This is a genomic window from Alteromonas sp. I10, from assembly GCF_003201515.1.
In the GTDB taxonomy this organism is placed as follows: Bacteria; Pseudomonadota; Gammaproteobacteria; order Enterobacterales; family Alteromonadaceae; genus Alteromonas; species Alteromonas macleodii.
Map to the genome: position 1 here is coordinate 320,690 of NZ_QJJN01000004.1, position 18,213 is coordinate 338,902.

At 43.2% G+C, this 18,213-nt stretch carries 18 protein-coding genes; 7 read left to right on the forward strand and 11 right to left on the reverse strand.

All coding sequences use genetic code 11. From position 1 onward, the window contains the following. Position 1 precedes the first annotated feature (1 nt). A complete protein-coding gene (locus BZA03_RS10390; RefSeq protein WP_039216512.1) occupies positions 2–409 on the reverse strand; it encodes a hypothetical protein in 408 nt (135 codons plus the stop codon). Positions 410–516: 107 nt separating this feature from the next. Continuing rightward, entirely contained in the window at positions 517–1,944 is a 1,428-nt protein-coding gene (locus BZA03_RS10395; protein ID WP_039225389.1) for a PLP-dependent aminotransferase family protein, read from the reverse strand. Positions 1,945–2,203: 259 nt separating this feature from the next. Here BZA03_RS10395 and BZA03_RS10400 point away from each other — a divergent pair, with 259 nt between their 5' ends. The 4 genes from BZA03_RS10400 (at position 2,204) to BZA03_RS10415 (ending at position 4,041) form a co-directional block, all read left to right on the forward strand. Further along, positions 2,204–2,824, forward strand: a complete 621-nt coding sequence (locus BZA03_RS10400; RefSeq protein WP_039225391.1) for a LysE family translocator — start codon at positions 2,204–2,206, stop codon at positions 2,822–2,824. 85 nt (positions 2,825–2,909) lie between these two features. After that, the gene (locus BZA03_RS10405; protein WP_039225393.1) at positions 2,910–3,248 is read left to right on the forward strand and encodes a nuclear transport factor 2 family protein; all 339 of its coding nucleotides are present in this window, start codon (positions 2,910–2,912) and stop codon (positions 3,246–3,248) included. A 39-nt stretch (positions 3,249–3,287) separates the two neighbouring features. After that, positions 3,288–3,668, forward strand: a complete 381-nt coding sequence (locus BZA03_RS10410; protein ID WP_110288723.1) for a VOC family protein — start codon at positions 3,288–3,290, stop codon at positions 3,666–3,668. A gap of 37 nt (positions 3,669–3,705) precedes the next feature. Continuing rightward, on the forward strand, positions 3,706–4,041 hold the full coding sequence (locus tag BZA03_RS10415) for a hypothetical protein (RefSeq protein WP_014979563.1): 336 nt from the start codon (positions 3,706–3,708) through the stop codon (positions 4,039–4,041). A 16-nt stretch (positions 4,042–4,057) separates the two neighbouring features. Here BZA03_RS10415 and BZA03_RS10420 read toward each other — a convergent pair whose 3' ends face one another. From BZA03_RS10420 to BZA03_RS10440, 5 genes are all read right to left on the reverse strand, one after another. Next, positions 4,058–4,657, reverse strand: a complete 600-nt coding sequence (locus BZA03_RS10420; RefSeq protein WP_110288724.1) for a DNA-3-methyladenine glycosylase — start codon at positions 4,655–4,657, stop codon at positions 4,058–4,060. A gap of 28 nt (positions 4,658–4,685) precedes the next feature. Next, a complete protein-coding gene (locus BZA03_RS10425; RefSeq protein WP_014949794.1) occupies positions 4,686–4,904 on the reverse strand; it encodes a DUF2945 domain-containing protein in 219 nt (72 codons plus the stop codon). A gap of 384 nt (positions 4,905–5,288) precedes the next feature. After that, a complete protein-coding gene (locus BZA03_RS10430; RefSeq protein WP_014949793.1) occupies positions 5,289–6,173 on the reverse strand; it encodes a DMT family transporter in 885 nt (294 codons plus the stop codon). A gap of 196 nt (positions 6,174–6,369) precedes the next feature. Continuing rightward, positions 6,370–7,719, reverse strand: coding sequence for an MBL fold metallo-hydrolase (locus tag BZA03_RS10435; RefSeq protein ID WP_110288725.1), 1,350 nt, complete (start codon positions 7,717–7,719; stop codon positions 6,370–6,372). Between the two features lie 8 nt (positions 7,720–7,727). After that, positions 7,728–8,624: a class I SAM-dependent methyltransferase gene (locus tag BZA03_RS10440; protein ID WP_110288726.1), complete on the reverse strand. Its 897-nt coding sequence runs from the start codon at positions 8,622–8,624 to the stop codon at positions 7,728–7,730. A gap of 185 nt (positions 8,625–8,809) precedes the next feature. Between BZA03_RS10440 and BZA03_RS10445 the strand changes: the two genes are divergently transcribed. Further along, positions 8,810–9,259 carry a GyrI-like domain-containing protein gene (locus BZA03_RS10445; protein WP_110288727.1) on the forward strand — a complete coding sequence of 150 codons (450 nt, stop codon included), beginning with the start codon at positions 8,810–8,812 and terminating at the stop codon, positions 9,257–9,259. A gap of 73 nt (positions 9,260–9,332) precedes the next feature. Here the strand turns inward: BZA03_RS10445 and BZA03_RS10450 are convergent, their stop codons facing one another. The 4 genes from BZA03_RS10450 to BZA03_RS10465 all read right to left on the reverse strand — a co-directional run bounded on the left by BZA03_RS10450 (position 9,333) and on the right by BZA03_RS10465 (position 15,579). After that, positions 9,333–12,176 (reverse strand): TonB-dependent receptor domain-containing protein, encoded by a 2,844-nt coding sequence (locus BZA03_RS10450; RefSeq protein ID WP_110288728.1) that lies wholly within the window; start codon positions 12,174–12,176, stop codon positions 9,333–9,335. Positions 12,177–12,876: 700 nt separating this feature from the next. Then, a complete protein-coding gene (locus BZA03_RS10455; protein ID WP_110288729.1) occupies positions 12,877–13,917 on the reverse strand; it encodes a methionine synthase in 1,041 nt (346 codons plus the stop codon). 124 nt (positions 13,918–14,041) lie between these two features. Then, entirely contained in the window at positions 14,042–15,016 is a 975-nt protein-coding gene (locus BZA03_RS10460; RefSeq protein WP_014949789.1) for a DUF1852 domain-containing protein, read from the reverse strand. 299 nt (positions 15,017–15,315) lie between these two features. Further along, positions 15,316–15,579, reverse strand: coding sequence for a Rho termination factor N-terminal domain-containing protein (locus BZA03_RS10465; RefSeq protein WP_110288730.1), 264 nt, complete (start codon positions 15,577–15,579; stop codon positions 15,316–15,318). A gap of 341 nt (positions 15,580–15,920) precedes the next feature. Between BZA03_RS10465 and BZA03_RS10470 the strand changes: the two genes are divergently transcribed. Together BZA03_RS10470 and BZA03_RS10475 are read left to right on the forward strand one after the other, a co-directional pair. Then, complete coding sequence (locus BZA03_RS10470) at positions 15,921–16,682, forward strand: hypothetical protein (RefSeq protein WP_110288731.1); 762 nt, start codon at positions 15,921–15,923, stop codon at positions 16,680–16,682. A gap of 297 nt (positions 16,683–16,979) precedes the next feature. Continuing rightward, positions 16,980–18,161, forward strand: coding sequence for a histidinol-phosphate transaminase (locus BZA03_RS10475; RefSeq protein ID WP_110288732.1), 1,182 nt, complete (start codon positions 16,980–16,982; stop codon positions 18,159–18,161). Positions 18,162–18,213: the final 52 nt, after the last annotated feature.

The window sequence follows — 18,213 nt, forward strand, 5'->3', positions numbered from 1 at the left end:
GTTATTTTACTGGCGTAAAAAGGCACAGGCCGCGTTTGTTAATATCAATTGGGGTTTTGCTGATTAGATAAATGCGGGTGGGGGCAGTTACACGCAAAATTCCGCCTTCGGCATTTAAAAACTGTGAAGGCAAAAGTACAGACGTGTCTTCACTTTCTGAATTGTCGGTCTCGGCTTTCACTGCAAAGTGTGACAAACCGCAGTGATCCAGCCAACCTAATATATTATCTGGCGTTGCCACAAAATTATCGTGCTTCAATACGCTGCTATGTAGCGTAATATTCGCACCGAAGACGGGCTTATTCTCTATCGCCATTTGCGTGTTAGGCTTTAAATGCAGACGGTATAGTCCGTGTGCTTCAGGCACAATGTCATCATTCGCATCTGTATTATTCACTAACGTAAGCATACAAAGTTTCACAGGTTAGTTTGGATGGTTTTATTTTGGTGGACTTACGGCTAGCCTGCGTTGATGTGGATCAACTGCCCTTGGGTTTACGCACTTTGTATAAAAAATTAGGCTTCTTGTGCAACAAGCATCTCACCAAGACGCTGAATAGCTTCGGTGCGCGCAGCCTGCGTACTATCAATGAAATTAAAACGCAGGCAATGTCGATACTTACCTGTTGCCGAAAATAGCTGCCCTGGCGCGACATAAATTCCTTTTTGCTTGGCTTCGTCAGCCAGCTTCACGGAGTCATAACGGCTGTTTAGCTCTACCCAAAGCACATAGCCCCCTTGAGGGTAGCTAATACAGGTGTCGGCGGGAAAGTAACGCTTAATGTCTGAACGTAGTGCGTCTCGTGCACTTAGGTAATGGTGACGCATAGCCCGAATATGTTTGTCATAACCGCCTTGCTCAATGAAACTGGCTATAGCTAATTGGGGTAGAGTAGGGCACATAGAGCTACTGACATATTTAACGTGGAGCACTTTATTTCTATAGCTTCCCGGCGCTATCCAACCCACGCGAAAACCAGGCGCTAGCGTTTTTGAAAACGAGGAGCACAGTAAAACACGCCCATCTTTATCGAAAGATTTAATGGTTTTTGGACGAGGGTAAGCGTAGGCAATATCGCCGTAAATATCATCTTCAATAATGGCTACATCGTACTCTCTGGCCAATTCATATAACGCTTTCTTTTTCGCCTCAGGCATAACGAATCCTTGAGGGTTATTTACCGTTGGGGCGACTAAAATGGCCTTGATCGGCCATTGATCAAGCGCTAGCTTTAATGCCTCTAAACTCAGTCCTGTTTCAGAGTCGGTGGGGATCTCTAATGCTTTTAATTCAGCGCCTTTTATAGCTTGCATAGCACCGTAGAATCCGGGGGATTCTACCGCTATCACATCACCGGCGCTCGCCACTGCGCGAAGGCAAACAGATAAGGCTTCCTGGCAGCCAGAAGTCACAATGAATTCGTCGCTTTGCAACACACAGCCAGATGCTGCGGCCAATCGGCTTAGCTGTTTTCGCAGAGTTTCATCACCTTTTACGTCACCGTATATCATGCCGTCCAAGGCTCGATGTTTGGTGAGTTCATGCAGGCGTTTTATAAGCGGTTTAAGGGTTTTGGCAGTCATGTTGGGCATGGCATGCTGAAACTGGCACAGGGTTTTAGCGTCATGATCTTTATTGAAGGTATTAAGTAGAGTGTCTAGCACATCTTCCCATTGAGACACATCCATAGGGCGTTGCGGAGGCTTCGTCATGCTAGGGGTGTTATCTATTAAGATACTACGGGCGACAAAATAACCTGATTTAGGTTTTGCCTCTACCAGTTGCTGCGCTTCTAACACTCGATATGCTTCCTGCACGGTAGCTATACTTACTTTATGCTCCGTTGACAGCTGCCTAACCGAAGGTAACTTGTTCCCCACCTCAAAAACACCACGCTCGATTTGGGCTTTAAGTTCATTGGCTAATGTTTCGTAAAGCGTCATCGCAATATTTATTCTTATGAAGTTATCTGCATACAGATAACTATATCTTAATTGACAGGAGCTTTTAACCATACAGATTGGTGAAATAACTACCATACAGACGTTACCATGACTAAACTGTATGGCTGTTTTTAAGCGTATTTGGGTATGATGCATACAAAAATATGATTGTATTGTGTTGGTGAAAAACAAGCGTTTGGTTAACCGACCCCTTTCTTTTAAAGAAACGCATTGCTCACCTCAACACATAAGGACTGTCATGGAAACATCTTTACTCATCGCGCTTGCGACATTCGCATTCATCAGTACGGTAACGCCTGGCCCGAATAATATGATGCTATTGGCTTCTGGGGCACAATACGGTTATAAACGTTCGCTGCCGCACATGCTGGGTATTGTAATTGGTGTTGCAGGTCTAATGATAAGCACACTGCTGGGCATTGGTGCGCTGTTCAACATATTTCCCGTACTGTACAGTGTGCTAAAAGTGCTTGGCGTGGCATACCTGTTATGGTTAGCGTTCAAAATTGCCACTGGCCCCGTAGATGAGCCAGTAGGCCTAGTAGAAAACAAAATTAAGTCGACCAAACGCCAAGGGCCGCTCAAGTGGTGGGAAGGGGCATTATTTCAGTTAATTAACCCTAAAGCATGGATGATGGCGTTAGCCAGCGTAGGCACGTTTTCACTGCCTGGCGAGCACTACACCCAATCTGGTATTGCGATTGTTACCGCTTTTGCCGTGATTGGTTTTCCAAGCATCTCGCTTTGGGCAGCGGTAGGCGCAAAAATACGCGTGTGGTTGAGTTCGCCAACTCGAAGACGGCAGTTTAACCTTACAATGGGCGCGGCCACAGCAGCCACGTTATTTTTGATAGTGTAACGGTTATATTAACTGGACGCTGGCCTTTTGGGTGTAAACCGATTGGCTTGTGTCTTTTAAAAAACTGATAAAGGGAACACGTAAAATGGAGTGGGTCGAAGTCTTTATTCAATACTTAAGAGCCTATGAACAAAAGGACCTAGACAGTGTTTCCGATATGTTTGCGGATGACATTGCATTAAGGGACTGGAAAATTTCTGTAAAAGGTAAACGGTTAGCCGTTGATGAAACACGTAAGAACTTTGAGAATGCTGACTCGATAGAAATAGATGTGCTGTCTACTATGGTAAACGAGAAGATGGTGTCTGGTGAGCTCAAAATTGTGGTGGATAAGTCTGAAACACTGTTCGTTGTTGATGTCTTGAAATTTAATGAAAACGGTAAAATCATAGCTATTCACGCTTATCTAGGACGCGACGATTAAATCTAGCGCAAACAATACAAATACAAGGAGCAGGTCTTCATGGAATTGAACCAAGTTACGTTACCCGTTACCAATATGGTCGAAGCGGTGGAGTTTTACCTTACACTTGGGTTCACTCAAATTGTAGATACACCGCATTATGCCAGATTCACGTGTCCAGAAGGCTCGTCCACTTTTTCGCTCTCTTTAGAAAGCGAAAGTGCTCAAAATCACAGTGTGATCTATTTTGAACACGAGACGCTAGAAGAGTTGTATACCTCTCTTGTGGAAAAAGGTATTCGTTTTGAGCAGCCGCCAACGCAGCAGCGCTACCTTTGGAAAGAGGCCATTTTAAGAGATCCCTCTGGCAACAAAATAAAGCTGTACTGGGCAGGAGAGAATAGAGTGAACCCGCCTTGGAAAGTGGAAATAAAGCAGTAGCCATTTAGATAAACTTCAAGAAAAACTGAGATAACCAGTGACAGACTCCCAAACTAGCGTGCACTTTCGCTTAACAAAATTAGATGCCATGCAGGCGTATACGCTAAAACGAGAAATTGAAGGCGCTTACTTTAGTAAGCGTGAAGAATTTGTAGATGAAAAAGGCTCAGGTGCGTTCATTGGCATGGTGCCTTTAAAAGAAAGCCTGTTTGACGAACTCAACGATTACGTTATTCGCCAGCAAATTCAATATGATGACTGCGATATTTATGTTGAATCAAAAATTGCTAACGGTGATATTGCCGTGCCAAGGGTGGTAAACAAATTGCTCAAATACATCGACTGCAAGCTGACTTTCGCTTTTGCGAAGTAGTTTCAATTGAGGTGCGCTACTTAAGCGTGAACCGCCAAGGCAAGGTTGTGTCATCCCGTGCACCTAGCTTACCGGTTTGATCGTCTTTTGCGTAGTCTATGCCAATGCGATGCGAACTAGTGATATGTTTACTAGCAATGGCATGGTTACTTTCCTCAATCCAAATCAAAGTGTTATTCACTACAGGCTCACCATTAAGCGCAGGTGTTATCGCAAGAGCTTGTGTCAGCTTAGCTGGACCGTCACATAGATTACGCAATGATGTCTTCATGCCGCGACGTTCGCGCATTTTGTCTACACCTTCTGTAGGCTTAATTTTTCGGATCAGAACTGAATCAGTGTGGTCAGCGTCATTTGTAACAATATTCAACATACTGTGAGAACCATAAATGGTGTAGATGTAAGCAACGCCGCCTTGCTTTTTAAGTGTTGTTATCGAAGAAGGGCGCCGCAACAGGTGTTTCTCCATGGCAAGATCATGATGTCCACGGTAGGCTTCCGTTTCTGTTATCGTTCCCCCGGTTAGTACGCCGTCGACGTTACTAAACAGGAAGTTACCAATGAGCGACTTCGCTATATTGACGACATCGCTATCAGTGAAAAAAGAACGCTGCATTTTTCGTTTAGGTTTATTAATCAAAAAATTAAGACGACTTCGTAATTTCGCTGTGAGATTTTAGCACTTTGCTACCGTCGTCCTGTTCAATGAGATATGCTGGGTCGCTGTCGCTAGCCTCTCGTTTTACCGACGAACCCTTAATCGTGCGCTCTACATCATTGGTAAATTTTTCTCTGATATTTCCCGTTGCACTACCGTTTCCCCATTCCCATTCTACTTCTGTGTTTACCGCATAATGTTTCATAATTATTCCCTAAGCCACTAAATCAACTATTAACTTAATTTGTTTAACGAAAAGAATAAGACCTGAGTTCAAAAAGGGGGAAATAAGGATGGTAAAAAAGTACAGAAGGTTTGAAACCCTAGGGCCTGTTGACCTTTGTTGTACATTTTTGCAGCGGTCTGTGTGCCATCTAGACAAGGCGGATGTTTGACGGTTTAGTGGTTCTAAATCGAAAACATTCAACGCAGTATAGATGGCACAAAGGCGCTGCCCGAAGGGGTCGTTATGGAAGCCTTTTACTCTTTGTCACAGTCCTTTAACTTAGCTCGCTAGGCTTGCAGGACTGTTTCGCGATTAAAAGGCTTCCATTTAGACCAAAATTCGTACACCAAAGGTCAACAGGCCCTAGGAAAGGGTTTCAATTTGTTTTTGTTTGGGTAGTTGTTTTTGCGTAGCTGAACTCCCAGCGGTAGCAATAACGACTAAAGCCACTGCAAACCATTGTGAAAGCGTGAGGGTTTCATCAATAATGATGAACGCCGCTATGGCTGCAACGGCAGGCTCAACACTCATCATAATGCTGAAGGTTTGCTTAGGCATATTGCGCATTGCACTCATTTCTAACGTATACGGGATAGCCGACGAGAATACGCCTACAGCGAACCCGATGAAAATAGCCTGTGGCGAGAGTAAGGCGATACCTTGACTTGCAACGCCAATAGGCACTACACAGATAGCGGCCACTAGCATGCCTAATGTTACCGTAACACCGCCAGAACCTTCGTTGCCTGTTTTGTTTCCAAATACGATGTAACCGGCCCAAAACGCTCCGGCTGTAAGGGCAAGAATAACGCCGACGGGATCTAAGCTCTCGGCCGACGCGCCGCCAATATCGGGAAGCAGCAAACAAACGCCTGCAACGGCTAAAATAGCCCAAGCAAAGTCTCTCTTTTTTCTGGCACTAAAAAATGCCACAGCCAATGGTCCGGTGAACTCAAGCGCAACACCTATGCCAAGGGGAATACGCTCAATCGCAAGATAGAAGATGATATTCATTGCGCCTAAGCAAGCGCCGTAGAAAATAACGTTACGCCATCCTTTTGCGCTTAAGCGCGCTCTCCAAGGTCTAAAAATTACTGTTAACACCAACGCGGCGAAAAACGCACGAAGAGCACTGGTGCCTTCAGGGCCAACTATAGGAAAGAGTTGTTTCGCAAACGATGCACCAGACTGTATGGTTACCATCGCCAAAAGCACTGCGACTATGGCAAGTAAAAAACGTTGATTCACAATATATTGCAACCTGGATGAGACAAAACCGGATTATATTTGTTCTAAAACTGAAATGCTCGTTGATAAGGGAAAGTATTGAAAATTAAAGTCTAATAACCAAAACGCTATGGCAGCGGTCGCGAACACCGTCTATGCTACCCGCTGCAAACGCGTGCGATTTATGATGGCCAAATGAGCAAAATGACTCAGCGCACTACAGTTTAAAATACGACATCAAGCTTCGTAGAGTAGGATCGAATTGATTAGGAACGCGTTCAATTGTCATGTGGTACTCAGCTACGTTCCAAAATGTACCGCCTAGAAGAAGCGCTATAAGCACCTGGGTAGTCATTGTAAACTTGATATAAGGTTTATCTTCCGTAGGCTCAAACAATGTATTTATTTGAACGCGTTCATTTTTCATGTCTATCTTGGCGTAGATTGGGCATTGCAAGCCAGCTTGCAGTTGCTCTACCGGCTTAATGTGTAAAACCACATCAGTATCTGGGAATGTAGATAACCTTTCTTGCGCGCTCCATACGTTTGCTCTGGCCTTAAAAATTAAGCTATTGATTGGCATCATAAGCCCGTCAGGCCAAGTTATTCTGTGAAGCTCGCAAGGAAAATCAGCTAGAGACTCAGCGTAGTTTATTCTGTCTTGCTGAGTAAAATTCCTATCTAGCGCGAGAGGCGAGTGCTCTGTCGAACGGGAAGCTAAGTCCAGAGCGTCACCGGTCGATAACATGACCAGCTTATTCTCGTTAAGATTGTGATTACGCCAGGCCGATTCTATTTCCTCAGGGCATGCTTGATGTTGATACTGCGCGTATTGATAACCTGTTCCTGCTATCACAAAAGATCCAGCTGCTGGAATATTGAAATCTGCATCAATAATTTCCGCAAGTTGGCAAAACTTCTGTAATCGAGAGGCTTTTAACTGTGCTACGCGAGTGTGTTTCTCATCATCGCTATAATGAGAAAAAACAAAGGGGTAAATACTTGCGCCACTGTAAGCAAGAATTGCAGCATCAAGCTTACCGAAGGTCGCCTTAATTTGCTCTGCGTGCCTAATTTGCATCGGGTTGTCTACAGCAAAAAATACCTTGTACCCGTTTCCATCTTCAAGATATATCGACGAATCAACAGGTATGTTTGTTTCATTCACGATATCGTCAGAAGACCCTGAAAACTCTTTTATAATGGTTATACTGTGCTCGCCAAGTTCCCAAGGTTTGTCAAAGGTACATTCCGTAATATTCGTAAACCCTAATTGCTGTAAAGCTAAGCGAAGGGCAGGGGTCGGAAATTTACCGATCAATATTGGGATGTCTTTATCAAAATGAGATAGCGTAAAAGGATTAAAGTGGTCACCGTGAATGTGACTAATATATAAATAGTCGGGCTTTAAATTTAGATAGCGTGTGCGCTGCTTTTCATGCATAGGAGGGTAATTGAAAAGAAGGCCATGGTAAATGCCGTCTTCATACCAAGGATCGGTTAAAACCGTTGTTCCGTCACTGAAAGTAAACAAAAAACTCGCATTCGTTATATATTCAATTTTCATTAACAATCCTAAGGCTTTTGCGCGATAACAATGGCTTCTCTTCCTAAGTTTAGGTTAGAAAAAGCGCGATAGATATCTTGTCGTAAGTGGCTTAACCCCGCATTTTCCATGAACCATTCAAAGTTGACACGTTTCAGGTGACATTCTCGGCCCACGCTTGGCGTTTCAATGTAGTTGTCGCCCATCGCTAGAAACAGGTCTAGCGGGAAGCTGGAAAAACGGCTTAAAGGATTAAATCCACATTTTGAAACGAGTGCTTCTAGCGAGTCAAAATCAAAGTAATTAAGGTGGTGTGGGACAGCAACCCACCAAGGTTTGTAGTCTTGTGTTTTTCTTAAGCCTTCTTGCAGAGGGTTGAAGTCATTAGGGACACCCACAACTAAAACACCACCACTGGCAAGTTTGTCGAAAGCCACATTGATTAGAGAGAATGGGTCGGGAACATGTTCTAGAATATTGCGCATGTGAACCACTTTGATGTTTTTTGGAAGGCTGGTTAGGTCAGCATCGAAGCTGCTATTAATGATATCTAAGCCTTTATCACGGCAATGGTTTGCCGCTATTGTACTTATTTCGACACCAACTGTATTCCACCCTTCCTCTTTGGCTGCTTCCAAAAACAGGCCTGCACCGCAGCCAATATCAACCAGAGTATTATCATCATTAGGCGAGATAAATTGAGCTATTTCGTTAAGCACGTCGCGATAGCTCATGAGCCACCAATCGCGGTCTCGCTCATAGTAGTTTAGCCTATCTCGTTCGCCGTCATCATAATGGCTGTCACGATAAAGAGTCTCATTTTCGAGCTTGTCTGGAAGTGGCGTAACATGTTTGAATCCGCACGTTTCGCAGTCAATAACATCGTAACCATCACCTGAAATAACGACGTTTCCTGAATGTGCCATGGTGTGTCCTAATTTTGTTTTTTATTTTGAGAGGCGTTTATCATTTTATCAAAAACTGAATCAAGAAACGTACCATTAAGAGTGAAACTTAAGGTAAGGTGTTAAAGTCATTCTGCTGGAACATGGTTTGTCTGAATCTGTTTGCTTAGACTAACTTTCTGTATGCTTAACAATTAGGACGTTGTATGAACGTAAGGAACCTCTCTTCACCGATAGATATTAAAGGCTTTTCGGTGATTACCAATAATCACACTGAATTCTCACCGATGGGAAAGATACCCACACTTTGGCAAAGGTTTGATAATTCGATAGCTGTTAACTATAAAGGCGGCGAGCGAGTGTATGGCGTGTATTTCAATTACGAATCCGATCATTCCGGTGACTTTTCCGTGTTGGCTGGGTTTGACGGTGACTCAGTGCCAGAACATTTAAAGGTTGAGCACATCACTATTCCCGCAGGAAAGTATCTCGTTTTTTCGCGACAAGGTGAAATGCCGCAAATTGCCATTGATGCATGGAGCGATATTTGGCGCTACTTCACAGAAGGAGGTGCCGAGTATGAAAGGACGTTTTCAATAGACTTCGAGTACTATGTGAATGGCAACCGTATAGACGTCTATATAGCGATAAAATGACGTCATGTTAACTTTATAATAAAAAAACGGCGCTAATAAGCGCCGTTTTTATCATTGCTCAATATTACGTAAATTACATTTTGTACGCTACGGTTACGTATCCGAAGCGGCCAATGTTGTCGTACGCGCCGTCTATTGAACCCGTGCCTGTTGTGCCTGTCGGTAGCGCACGATTAAACAGGTTATCAATACCCACGGTTAGGCTAACACCGTTAGCAAAGTTGTAACCCGCGGTTACGTCAGTCACTGCGTATGAAGGCAGTTCCATGCGGTTGCTCGGATTTGGGTTACGCGCTAACTTTTGGTTGTCGTAAAGGCTTGAACGTTCTAGGTAGCGAGTTTTCCAGCTTGCTTCCCAATCACCACGGCTATAGTTGATGGTGAATACACCCTGCCAATCAGATTCACCTGCCGTACCTGCGTACTGATAGAATACTTCAGGGTTATCTTGGAATGGAAATTCTTTGCGGTCTTTAAGGTAAGTCGCAATCAAGCTAGTACGGAATGCGCCTTCTAGCGCGTCGAAATCATATCCTAGTTCGAAGTCGATACCCTTGGCTTCTTGACCCGCGATGTTCAATGCATAGCTACGAATCTGAGTGATTTCACCGGTAGTTCCATCACGGTCGATAAGGCCACAGTATACGTTGTTAATACCCGACTCAGAGTCAACACAGCGGTCCAAAATTGTTTGGCCGTCAATAGACGAAATCGCGTCTGTCAGCTCGATTTCCCAGTAGTCAACAGTAGCGGTAAAGCCTTTAAACCAGCTAGGAGTATAGACAACACCTAGTGTTTTAGATATTGAGCTCTCCGCTTGCAAGTCGATGTTTCCACCGTTTACGCCTTCTAGCGTTGCTGAGTCGTAATCAGAGTTGAAATCTGCAGGGATACCTAACGCTGCACAGTTTGCAATGCGTTGGTCGGCGTTGGCTAAGTCAGCAAGGTTGTCTGTACGACATGGATCGTCTACGCGGAAGAAGGTTTGGCTTGCTTCACCATAAAGTTCACCGATGTTCGGCGCGCGTAGTGCAGATGATTTTGTCGCACGTAGACGTAAATCTTCATACACTTTCCAATCTAGACCAAGCTTCCAGCTTTTCGCGTTGCCAATCGAAGAGTAGTTGGCAATCCGCGCCGCAGTATCAAATGTCAGCATTTCTACGCCAGGGAGATCGGCAAGTAGTGGAATAGTAACTTCAGTAAATACTTCTGATACATCGTAATCGCCTTTATCTTCACCTAGAGTGTTGAAAAAGGTACCCGCTGCATTATCAGGTTCTTCAATTTCGCTTTTTTCTTTGCGATATTCAACACCGGCTGCAAAGCCAACGTATCCTGCAGGTAATTCATAAATACCAGAGTTTGCGATGGTTGCGCCAGCGTTGTATTGTTCAATTTTGCTTGTGCCAACTGATGTAGTATTGACGTAGTCAATTGCTTCTTGTGATGGCTGACCAAAGCCCATAATGTTCAGCGGTACACAGCCGTCATCACTACCTGAAGCACAAACAATGTTTCCATCGCCGTCAGTTATTGCGTTAAGTGCATTCTCGAAATTTTGCAAAATAAGGTTGTTGCGGTTCTCACGCTCTAATTCAGTTTTGCCGTAGTTTACAAACGCCTCGTAGCTCCACTCGTCACCCATGTAGCCTTCGATACCTAGCACGTAGCGGTAAGTTTCACGCTCGTCTGCTTCGGTGCGGCGCCCTAAATCGGTCATCATGCGGTTAAGCTGAATACTTTTAAGGTCACCATTCGCCTTCATATACTCGACAACAGTTTCATCTAAGAAAGGATTACCTTTTTTGATTGTCGTCTCTGAGCCGCCATAGAAGAAAGCAGGCTGGCCCATTGTAATTGCACGAGTACGCGCGTACTTTGCCTGTGCATACACTGTGGTGTCGTCGTTTAGCTCGTAGTTACCTTTTACATTTAGGTTAGTACGATCAAACTCAGGCTGAAGCTGCGTAAACTGGCGCAGGTTAAACGAATCACAGTTTGCGCAGAACGCACCGTCTACTTGATCACCGGTGTAGATTTCGCGAATTGAACCGTCAGCGTTGAAAGTCTGAGAGTTGCCGCCAAAGACGCCAGAGTTGTTTAGTGTGTAGTAGCCCGCATTAGCAGTGTAAAAGTTGTCAGGAAATGCCGTTGAATTTAACTGGTCTTCACTGCGCTCGTATCCCATGATGCTTTCAAAGCTCATATTACGATACGACGTTGCAGTCCAAGGGTTGTCAAGGGCCTCTAAAGCTTCTTGTGAGCTGTATTCGGCTGCAAAAGCAATGTTGCCGCGATCATTGTCGAAGTTAAAGCCGTATGATGCTTGGTATTTATCGTTCTTATAACCGTTTTCCTGTGCAAAGCCTTGCGTCGCACTCACGTCGAAACCTTCAATGTTCTTTTTAAGAATGAAGTTAACAACACCAGTTACTGCATCTGCACCATAAACCGCAGAAGCACCGCCAGTAACGATTTCTACGCGCTCAATCCACGAAGTAGGGATGGTGTTGGTATCAACCGCTGCAGAACCTGCTGAAGAAGATACGTGACGTTTACCGTCTACCAATACTAATGTGCGGTCAGTACCCATACCACGTAGGTCAAGAATATTCAGACCAGCAGTTCCAATAAATTGACCTGAATTACCCAATGAGAATGTGTTTGCAAGTGAAGGAAGCTCATTAAGCACCTCACCAATGTTCATCGCACCTGAATTAAGAAGTGACTCACCAGAAATGGCTGTTACTGGTGATGGAGCGATAGCGCCCTGACGAGAGATACGAGAACCGGTGACCTGAATTTTTTCAACGTCAGCGCTTTCATTTGTTGAGTCCTGTGCAAGAACGTTGCCTGAGGTCAACGCGACACTTCCTGCTAATGCTAACTGAACTGCAGTTGCAATATTTTTCATGGATTGTTCCTAGTGAATTAGATTTACGTGCTTGTTGTAGGTTAATGCCCTGTAAATAGGCAAGGGCTAGCCAAATTGCATGCGTAGTTTTTACTTATGTCGCAATGGCGCGCATTCTAATTATCTAGTATTAAATAAATCAATTTTTTGCGGTGAATTAAATTCTGGCCATGAAAGAGTTAACTTAATTTTAAAGAATTTATAAATAGTAGGTTTAATTAATATTTTTAAGTGTTGTATTAATAATGTTCAATAATTGTTTTTATATTGACCATGTGGTCGAAAAGTGTCTTTTTAGGGCGCTTATTAAGCGGTTTTCGTCTTGTTTTTAATTTGCTTGGTTAATTTTGAGTTAGAAGGTTTTTGCTCGTATATTGCACTAACTGAGTAAATTTAAACCGTGTATATTAAAGTTTCTTTTTTTAACGTGAATAATGGTTGTTTTGTCGCTGTTTTTAATTAAGTAATTGCTAATGTTTCTCATAAGTTAAATATTCGTTACTGTTTATTGTGTTATATTTTTAATTATCTTTATTCTGTAAAAGCTATAAATAATGTAAGAGGGTTAACCTTAAAAGGGCCGAACGGATGAGAATAACGCTGATACTCTTTTTAACCGCTAGAAATAAAAAAGCCCACGTTGATATGGGCTCTAGTGCGCTTTCAAAAAACTCGCTTTTATTAAAAGTTTTGGGGCGTATTAAGCGCTGAGTTTACACAGTAATTCCTGTCTTACTATTTCAGCACCTGCGCTGAGCGCTTCAAGCTTGCCACGAGCAACCTTTCGAGAAAGGGGGGCCATACCACAGTTTGTACAAGGGTAGAGTTTGTCGGCATCCACGTACTTTAATGCTTCACGTAATGTAGCTGCTACTTCTTCTGGTGTCTCTATTGTGTCAGTTGCAACATCAATAGCGCCCACCATCACTTTTTTGCCTTTAAGAAGCGAGATCAGTTCAATGGGTACATGAGAGTTATGGCACTCCAGAGAAACCATATCAATATTAGATTTTGCTAGCTTAGGAAAGCTCTCCTCATATTGTCGCCACTCAGAGCCCAATGTCTTCTTCCAGTCGGTATTAGCTTTGATGCCATATCCGTAGCAAATGTGCACTGCAGTTTCGCATTTAAGCCCTTCAATGGCTCTTTCTAATGCGGCAATACCCCATTCATTGACTTCATCGAAAAATACGTTAAACGAAGGTTCATCAAACTGGATAATGTCAACACCAGCAGCCTCAAGCTCCTTTGCCTCTTGGTTTAGTATTTTGGCAAACTCCCACGCAAGTTTCTCGCGACTTTTATAATGGTCGTCGTACAGCGTATCAACCATCGTCATAGGGCCAGGTAACGCCCATTTGATGGGCTGATCGGTTTGGCTCCTTAAGAACTTTGCATCTTCAACGAACACTGATTTTGGCCGTGTAACAGCTTGGGTAACGACAGGTACGCTAGCGTCGTAGCGATTGCGAATACGTACGGTTTTACGGTTTTCAAAATCAACACCGTCAAGGTGCTCAATAAAGGTAGTTACAAAATGCTGACGGGTTTGCTCACCGTCACACACAATATCTATGCCTGATAGGGCTTGTTCCTGAAGCGTAACGCGAAGCGCGTCTTTTTTGCCTTCCTCTAATGCTTCATCTTCTAGCTTCCACGGCGACCACAGGGTTTCAGGCTGTGCAAGCCACGATGGTTTTGGAAGACTGCCTGCAATTGAAGTGGGGAGTAGTTTTTTCATGTAATTCGCTTTCTTCTAATCAATAATTTGTATGGATGCGCGAAGGGCAGAACGTGCTGCCCTTATCATAGTTTTGTGTCGCAACGTATGCGGTTTGAATATCGCAAGTATCTAGATGAACGGATCAGGCGTAGCTTGCTGTGAATTGCGCTAGCTTGTGTTGATAAGGCTTTATAAAGTTCTCTTCTACGAACTTGCCTTGTTCAACGGCTAGATGAGTCCGCTCTTCACGGTCATAAACAATGCGAGTCACTGAGTGATCGCTATTTTTCAAGTTTGGTTTGTAGCTTAAACCTGCCTGGGCGTTAGCGTTATAAATCTCAGGGCGATAAATTTTTTGGAAGGTCTCCATCGTGGCAATAGTGCTGATAAGCTCCAAATTGGTGTAGTCGTTTAACAAATCACCAAAGAAATAAAATGCAAAAGGAGCAGCACTGTTTGGTGGCATGAAGTAGCGCACGTTTAAGCCCATCTTCTTGAAATACTGTTCAGTTAGTGATGATTCATTAGGCTGATATTCAACACCTAAAACGGGGTGCTGATTTTCTGTTCGACGGTAGGTTTTATTGTCGGAAACGCTTAAACAAATGACCGGCAGCTTTGAAAAATGTGCTTTATAGGCTTCTGAATTAACGAAATACTTAAACAACTTTCCGTGCAGATCACCAAAATCGGTAGGGACACTGAACGAAGACTGGCCGCGATTGTGATTAGAGAGGCGAACGCTAAAGTCATAATCGCGAACATAAGACGAGAAGTTGTTTCCCACAATACCTTGGGTACGCTTGCCCGTTTTTTTGTCAATGATATTGGTTTGTAAGATTTCGATAGTTGGGAATGTGTTGCCGTTACCCTCAACGTCGATATCTACCGACACAATTTCAAGTTCGACAGCATAGCGATCGCCACTTTCATTATCCCAGCTAGCCAGTGCATTAAAGCGGTTGTTTATCATGCTTAGTGCATCGCGCAAATTTTCTTTGCGGCGTTGACCACGAGCTAAATTGGCGAAGTTGGTGGTGATGCGTGTGTTGTCTGAAGGGCGATAATCTTCATTAAACTGAACGCTGTTAATAGTAAAAGAGAAATCTGTGTTCACGTTGTTGTTCATGAGAATGCGCTTCTATTCCTAAAGTTAAACCGAGTAGTGAGACTGCTGTAAAAGCTATGAACACGTTATACGTTGATTTAACTATGAATAAAAATGACTTATTTTCATTTTATCATGAAATATTGTCATGTATTGGTCGGGCGAAGAGGTAGTCGCCTACTATTGAGGCGGTAGATCTTTACTTGAAGTTGAAGTTTGCTACGAAATGCACAAATTATGCGTGTCTGATAAAACATAATCATCACCGCCACAGTGACCAGTTTTTGTATGTGGCGGTCTATCAGCCACTAATGATTGCGTAACGCATCAATTAATTCGTCTTTGCTCATTTTAGAGCGACCTTCAATACCCACTTCCTTGGCCTTTTGATACAGTTCATCTTTAGTGCGATCCTCGTACTTTTTGCCTTTTCCACCATCTTTAGAAGGCGTTTGTTCGCTATTGGCTTGCGCATTGGCAATGCGCGCCGACTTCTCTTTACTGTAGCCTTCGTCGCGAAGGGCTTCGTAAGTGTCGTCGTTTTTAATTTGGTTGCCGTGGTCCTTAGCCATATTTAACTCCTGTCATTTGTAAACTACTAGCAATAGTTACTGGCGTACTCGGAAATAGTTTAAATCCTCATGAAGCCTTTCTTTAAATACCAATTTTTAGTCATTTTTTAAGGTTGATATCTTGCCAAATCTCATCATTTCTTTTTTCGCACTTTCCTTACGAAATCTAACAGTTAGAAAACATCCGACTCATAAATGGGTGTCGAAAAAAATTACAGCATTGAGCCTGGTTATTTTAAGTGATTGAATTAATTATAAAATAAAAGTGGATTAGTTTTTGCTTAATAATGAAAGCATTATATATCTTGGATGTATCACAATAATTAACAAAGGGAATTAAGATGTACTTAAGAAATGCCTGTTTTTCAGTAGCTTTAATGGGAGTGGCTTCATCAGCGTCGGCCGGCTTAATACTCGAAACCGATGCTCAAAACAGAACGATAATTAGTTGGACAGGAAGTTGTTCTGATTGTTTAGGCACGAAGGGAGACAATAGTTTTTCAAATGCAGTAGATGTATCTGGTAACATTGTTGTAGATGGCTTTACTTATGGCGAAGATTTTCGGTTTAATTCGTCTAACCTTTATTCATTTCAATACGATGGTCCATCAAATCATGTAGACAATTTAATTATATATAACGCGAGTTATTCTTCAGGAGATACTTGGATTGATAACTCTGACGCTATATTTAACGACATTGGACGGACTGATTTTGTCACTACAGTTATTGGTACGGTTCCTCCAGAGGGCTATTACGCTGAATTTGGCGAGAACTTGAGCGTATCAGGTAAAATTACAGGTGATTTGGAAAGTTATTTTTTATCGATATCTTTTGATACTTATGTCCCTGTGAACCAGTCGACCGGCGAATATATTAAGATGAGTACTTTGGTCAATACAGGTGAAGAAGCTCTCTTAAAATTAGTCAGATTCGATTTGGAGTTTTTTGACGATGGAACTTGGTATATCAGAACTGATGAAGAAGCTAATGATATCGGCCGAAACGCACAACTCTCAGTTGCTCAAGTTTCAGAGCCTGCATCTTTTGGCATTTTTATATTATCTGCCGCTGCTTTTTTGCGACTAAAACGCAGGAAGTAAAGTCAATAGCTGAGCTATTTCAATTACTACATAGATAAAGCGTGTTCGTACACGCTTTTATTTTTTATCACTCCTCTCTAAAAAATGTCATTCATCGCAAACGCCTAAATGCTAATAAAAGCACTGCACCGCAATGTAACCGCTTAACACATTAAAACTACTTACATTGTCAATTTTAGTGCGCCACATGCACGTAGAAAGTGCATTTATGTCAATGGTTTAGCGTTTTTATGCTATTGCGCGTTTAAAATTAAGCCTTTAGTCTAAAGTGAATATAGACGGAAGACAGAGCGAAATATGAATAAAAATGAACAACAGAGCACCGTGAATTCTTCACGTCGTAATTGGTTAAAGTCAGTGGGATTAGGTGCAGGAGCAGTAGCGCTAACGACCAGCGTTGACAGTATTATGGGCGACCTTCGTGCCGCAGGTATGCAAACTGAACACTTCCCGTCTGCTACCCCCAATGTAAACGATGGTCTTATTCGCCTATCGTCGAATGAAAATGCCTTTGGGCCGTCAAAAAAAGCCGCAAAGGCAATGCAAAGTGAGCTTTTAAACCTAGCGCGTTATACCGACGCTACGGTTGAAGTGTTAGCGCAAAAAATTGCTGAGCAAGAAGGCGTATCTGCTGAGCAAATCGTAATTACGAATGGATCTTCACCTATTCTTTTTGGCTATGCGGACTGGATCACCAAAAACGGCAATAAGCTGGTAACGTCTATGGCAACCTACGAAGGCGTACCACGGGGCGCTGAGTTTATGGGGGCAGACGTGACCTACGTGCCGTTAGCCAATGATATGACTTTTGACCTAGATGCAATTGAAGCTGCAGTAACCGAAGATACGACTGCTGTGTACGTATGTAATCCAAATAATCCGACAGGGAGCATGGTAGATGCGGCGAAGCTTACCGCTTTTGCAAAACGCGTATCGAAGAAAGCACAGGTTTTCATCGATGAAGCCTACATTGAAATGTCTGATGCTTACCCCGCTAATGTGCAATCGAAGCTAGTAGCTGAAGGGTACAACGTGGTGATTTGCCGCACCTTCTCTAAAATTCACGCCATGGCGGGACAGCGTCTCGGTTACGCCATCATGCCTGCTGAGCAAGCTAAAACAATGGGCGGTATGCTGCGCATGGGTGGTGTGAATTACTTGGCATTAGTAGCGGGTATGGCAAGTATGGATGATCATGAGAACTTAAACACAATGCGCTCACGCATTAAAACTGAGCGTGAAAAGTTAGTAAAAGTAGCTAAAGAGTTAAAGCAGCCGTTTGCGCCAAATCCACAAGGGAATTTTATTTACATAGATACGGGCATGCCGCACGATAAATTTGCAGAAAAGATGAAAGCTCAAGGTATAAAGGTTGTAGGGCGCACGTGGCCTGGGTACGACTCATGGTCACGTATTAGCGTAGGGACACCTGAAGAAACTGACGCGTGCGTTAAAGCATTAAAAGCGGTACTCGCTTAAAAAACAACAATAACACCTAGCGCAGAGAGAAAAGGCTGAACGCAATTTGTGT